Source organism: Mariniflexile aquimaris (assembly GCF_042676825.1).
Lineage (GTDB): Bacteria > Bacteroidota > Bacteroidia > Flavobacteriales > Flavobacteriaceae > Mariniflexile > Mariniflexile aquimaris.
Window position 1 is genome coordinate 139,751 of record NZ_JBHTIB010000014.1, and the last position, 6,064, is coordinate 145,814.

The following is a 6,064-nucleotide window of genomic DNA, read 5'->3' on the forward strand; positions in this document are numbered from 1 at the left end:
ATAAAATTCAACTTTATTTAAGAACAATCGAGTCTATTACTAGTGTAAAAGATTCTTCCTTTTTATTCCCAATTAAAAAAGCAATCTGTTCCATGTGGTTACCTTCATAATTTGGCATATTTAATGTTTTACCTCTAAAAGCGGGATACATGCTGTTAAAAGCAATTTCGATAGTAGTCCAGTCCGTTTCAGATTTAAAAGCAGCAATATATGAGTGTTTATCACTTGCCTTACTTTTTATTCTAAATTGGTAGGTTTTGCCATCGCCCTTAATTCGTAAACAAACTTTCGTAAAATCAGCAACATTTTTAGTCTCAAAATTATATTGAACCATCGAAAAACCACCATTGTTTTCCAAAGAAACCATTCCGCTAAACACACCAAAACCAAGGTCGTTTAAAGTAAAGGCACTGTTCGATTTTCCACCCATCACCATGTCATTAATGGTATTCCAGTTAGAAATATCACTTTGTGTATTAAAATCAAAAATAATCATAGCAGTTTTAAATAGTGTTGAATGTAAAAATAGCGAAAATATTTTCAAGAGCTAGGATGCAAATTGCGTAGGTTCAAATGCACAAAAAATGGCGATAAAATGCTCTAATATTTAGCGGAAATTAAGTTTGTTATTGGTTGTGTTTATATTAAAATCAATCCGTTTAAATGTTAATAAAAACGATTATGAGAAACGGAAATCGCGTTAAACGATTTTATAGTGTTTTTCGTATAAATATTTTGTTAAAACTCAAGTTGTACTCTACATTGCTTTAAATTACATGAGTATTATAATTGCTATTAAATGATTTTAACATGTCAATTCCCTACTTGTTGGTATGAGAAATTAGAATCATTACAACAGCTTAAATTGGTTAAGTTGTTTAATCCATGAAGACTAAAATTATTAATTATGAAACACATTTACTTCTAGCCCACAAATAGCCGTCACAGACGCTAATAGTTGTTATTACTTTTCTAATTTCAAATCAATTTATAGCAAATCTCAAAGTTGCCTTAAATTTTAAAAAAATGGGTATGTTCAAAAATATATTAAAAACTCTCATAAAGAGATATGTTTCGTTAGCTAGCTTAATAATTCTAAGCTTAGCTTTTAGCAGTGGTTATGGGCAGGGTCTTAAAATAACTACGCAGAATAAACCAACCCCAAGAAGTTGCGATTGTTCTCCTTTTTATAAGAATGCCAGTTTTAAAAATCCAAAGCTAGTTTCAGGATCTGCGCTGTGTGTTGGTGCGGTGTATCGCTTTGCAAATGTTTTTCCAAACAATCAATATGGAACAACCATCGATGCCTTGGTTAAGGTGGTAGCATTTAATGGCGGAGCGTCACTATTAGAAATGGATGTTACCTCTACTGGAATACCAGAAGCCTTTCAGCCGCGTATAAATAGTACTAATAAATACGATCAAAGTGTACTGTTTAATATCACGTTTGTAAGTGGTGGTGGTAGTTATGGCGACGAGGTTGTTATTTCGTTTTATGCCTCTCCTTATGATATTGATGGCGATAGTGTTGCCACGAGAGAATACGCCGAAGTTAGTTTGCCAGATGCCTATTTTTTATCCAATAAAACCTTAATAGATATTACCCAAACAGCTACGTTAATACGTGGCGAAGCTATTAATACGAGTACCGCTCCTAAAGGTGATATTTCGGTAGATTCGCGATATACTTACAGTAATTATTTTGAGAATAAATCGTCGTTCACTTATAAAATTGGTAAAAAAGATGGTAATAACGATCGTTATTATTCATTAAACATGAGTTGTGCTAATTATACAGATCCAAATTCTGTATTAATTACATATCCCGTTATATGTGGTTCCGTAAAAGATGTCAATGGAAGTCCGTTATCGAATGTCAAAGTTGATGTAACAGGATCCGATGGTAGTTTACAAAACCTAATAACAGATAGTTCTGGTAATTATAAAGCTGTTGCCCGAATACCAGAAGCATTGGTAGATGTGGTTTATAAAATAAAAGAAACAGATTTAGATGGTTATATTTCTGTGTCCGATACGGATGGTGCGAACGACAACTTAATAACCAAAACAATTAATTTGGCATCCACCTGCAATAATAATTTTGTCGACGGTGTTAAACCAAAAATAACTGTCGATAAAAAAACAGATATATTATGCCATGGGGCATCTACAGGTACAATTAAAGTTTCGGCGACTGGTGGAGTTCCTCCATATAAATACAGTATAAATGGAAGCACGCCACAATCAAGTGCTTTGTTTGAAGGCTTAGCTGCTGGTAATTATACCATTAAGTTAATCGATTCGTTAGGAAATACTGCAACAACGAGTGCTACCCTTAGCGAACCTGTGGCTCTAAAAGTCACCATCACAAAAGAAAATGCAACAAGTTCTCAAGATTGTAAAAATGGTAAAGCAACGGCTTCGGTAGTAGGAGGTATTTCACCTTACACCTATTTATGGAGTGCGAGTGCAGGAAATCAAACTACAAAAACCGTAACGAATCTTCCTTCGGGAACGCATTCTGTTACTATAAAAGATGCTAACAATTGTGTTATTGTACAAGATGTAGTGATTGGATGTTCAAATACTTGCGATGCCAAGGTAAAAGTCAATAATGTTACAAATGTACTTTGTGCAGGCGATGCTTCAGGAAGTGCCACGGTGAGTGCGAGTTCATTCGCAAATGCATCTGCTAAATTCACCTTTACTTGGAATACAACACCAGTTAAAGTAGATTCGGGTGTAACCACAAGTACAGTTAGTGGTTTAAAAGCGGGAATTTACATAGTAAAGGTTACAATTGATGGTGCTGTTTGCGATCCCGTAGAACATTGTATAACTATCGTTGAACCAAAAACAGCTTTAAATGCTACAGCTACTGCTACCGATGAAAGCGGTCCTGCTACAGGCGACGGAACAGCAACGGTTACCGCAACAGGAGGCACACCACCATACACATATATATGGAGCCCTGGAGGTCAAACCACACAAAAAATAACAGGCTTGAGTGCCGGAAATTATACAGTTAAAGTAACAGATGCCAATAATTGTTCGGTGGTAGTTTCAACTAAAGTAAACCCAGGAACTTGTAATAATCTTTCTGCAAATGTAACTACAACAGCAGCAACTTGTAATGGTGAAAGTAATGGCTCCGCTACCGCAAATGTTTCTGGAGGCTCAGGGTCTTTTACATATTTATGGAGTCCGGGAGGTGCAACAACAAAATCAATTTCAGGATTGTCGGCAGGTACGTACACCGTTTCTATTATAGATACCGTTACTAAATGTACAGTTCAAGCCACATGTAAGGTTAATGAGCCAAATGCACTTAGTTCAGGGATAACTGTTTCGAACGCGCTTTGCTTTGGTGAAAAGACGGGCTCGTTAGATTTAACAGTTACTGGCGGAACAGCTCCGTATAGTTTTTTATGGAGTAACGGCGTAACTACTGAAGATTTAAACAATCTGGCTGCTGACACCTATTCAGTAACAATTACCGATGCGAAAGGTTGTACAACAACAAATTCAGCCATTGTAAGACAACCGGATTCAAGTTTAGAGGTTTCAGTTTATTCACAAACTAATATAATTTGTAAAACATCTTTAGGTTCGGTTAAATTAAACGCATCTGGGGGAACAGCACCATATAGTTATGTTTTAAACGGTGTATCTCAGTCAACCGGCGAGTTTACTAATTTAGAAGCAGGAGATCATACCATTAAAGTAGTAGATGATAACGGTTGTGAAAAAGCAATCACGGTTACTATTCTTAAAAATTGTACCAACGCTGAGAACGATATCAATAATACCGTAGTAAATACCCCAGTAACGGGTAATGTTTTAACCAACGATTCCGATCCAGAAGGCGATACCCAGCGCGTCACCACCACTACAGTAACTACCGCACTGGGCGTTATTGTAACCATAGACGCGACTACAGGAGTATATACCTATACACCACTTGCAGATTATGTAGGTGAAGATAGTTTTGAATATACCATATGCGATGATGGTACCCCAGAGGCATGTGATACCGCGATGGTTTACATTGAAGTGTTACCAGTAGGAGGACCAGAGAATGAAGCACCAATAGCTAATGCGGATACTGCAGGCACTAAAATAAATACTCCGGTAACGGGCAATGTGTTATCAAATGATTTTGATCCAGATGGCGATACCATCGTAGTCACCACCACCACAGTTACCACTGCGGAAGGTGTTGTTGTAACAATCGATCCAAACACAGGAGAGTATACCTATACACCACCAACAGGATTTATAGGAGACGATAGTTTTGTATATACCATTTGCGACAGTGGCACACCATCATTATGTGATACCGCCATAGTCGTAATCACGGTGGTAGATAACCAAGGGAACATCACCATTGCCAATGATGATGCTTACACTACTATACCAGGCGTATTGGTGTCCGGTAATGTGTTAGAAAACGATTCCGATCCAGAAGGCGATACTCAAACAGTGAATACCACACCAGTACAAGGTGTTGAAAACGGACTGTTAGTATTGAATACCGATGGAACATTCACCTACACACCAAATACAGGCTTTACAGGAACAGACAGTTTTGTGTATAGCGTATGTGATAACGGAACACCACAAGCCTGCGATCAGGCTACGGTTTACATCACCGTAATCAAACCAGCACCAGCAAATTCAACCAACGCCGAGAACGACATCAACAATACAATAGTAAATACCCCAGTAACGGGTAATGTATTAACTAACGATACCGATCCGGAAGGCGATACCCAACGCGTCACCACTACCACAGTAACTACCGCACTGGGCGTTATTGTAACCATAGACGCTACTACAGGAGTATATACCTATACACCGCTAGCGGATTATGTAGGTGAAGACAGTTTTGAGTACACCATATGCGATGATGGTACCCCAGAGGCCTGCGATACCGCGATGGTTTACATCGAAGTGTTGCCGGTAGGAGGACCAGAGAATGAAGCACCAATCGCGAATGCAGATACCGCAGGCACTAAAATAAACACTCCGGTAACGGGCAATGTGTTATCAAATGATTTTGATCCAGATGGCGATACATTAGTCGTTACTACCACCACGGTTACTACTGCGGAAGGTGTTGTCGTAACAATCGATCCAAACACAGGAGAGTATACCTATACACCACCAACAGGATTTATAGGAGACGATAGTTTTGTATATACCATTTGCGACAGTGGCACACCATCATTATGTGATACAGCAATAGTCGTAATCACTGTGGTAGATAATCAAGGGAACATCACCATTGCTAATGATGATGCTTACACCACCATACCAGGCGTATTGGTATCAGGCAATGTGTTAGAAAATGATTCCGATCCAGAAGGCGATACCCAAACAGTGAATACCACACCAGTACAAGGTGTTGCAAACGGACTGTTAGTATTAAATACCGATGGAACATTCACCTACACACCAAATACAGGCTTTACAGGAACAGACAGTTTTGTGTATAGCGTATGTGATAACGGAACACCACAAGCCTGCGATCAGGCTACGGTTTACATTACCGTAATTAAACCAGCACCGGCAAATTCAACCAACGCAGAGAACGACATCAACAATACAATAATAAACACCCTAGTAACGGGTAATGTATTAACCAACGATACCGATCCGGAAGGCGATACCCAGCGCGTAACGACTACCACAGTAACCACCGCACTGGGCGTTATTGTAACCATAAACGCGACCACAGGAGTATATACCTATACACCACTGTCTAATTATGTAGGTGAAGACAGTTTTGAGTACACCATATGTGATGATGGTACGCCAGAGGCCTGCGATACCGCGATGGTTTACATCGAAGTGTTACCAGTAGGAGGACCAGAGAATGAAGCACCAATCGCGAATGCAGATACCGCAGGCACTAAAATAAACACTCCGGTAACGGGCAATGTGTTATCAAATGATTTTGATCCAGATGGCGACACCATCGTAGTTACCACCACCACAGTGACCACTGCGGAAGGTGTTGTCGTAACAATCGATCCAAACACAGGTGAGTATACCTATACAC

General features: G+C 39.1%; 2 protein-coding genes. One reads left to right on the plus strand and one right to left on the minus strand.

Features of this window, described 5'->3' with window-relative positions:
- Positions 1 to 13: 13 nt before the first annotated feature.
- Positions 14 to 496 (minus strand): CIA30 family protein, encoded by a 483-nt coding sequence (locus ACFQ0I_RS13990; RefSeq protein ID WP_379943285.1) that lies wholly within the window; start codon positions 494 to 496, stop codon positions 14 to 16.
- A 536-nt stretch (positions 497 to 1,032) separates the two neighbouring features.
- Here ACFQ0I_RS13990 and ACFQ0I_RS13995 point away from each other — a divergent pair.
- A partial coding sequence (locus ACFQ0I_RS13995; protein ID WP_379943286.1) for an Ig-like domain-containing protein occupies positions 1,033 to 6,064 on the plus strand: 5,032 nt, incomplete at its 3' end.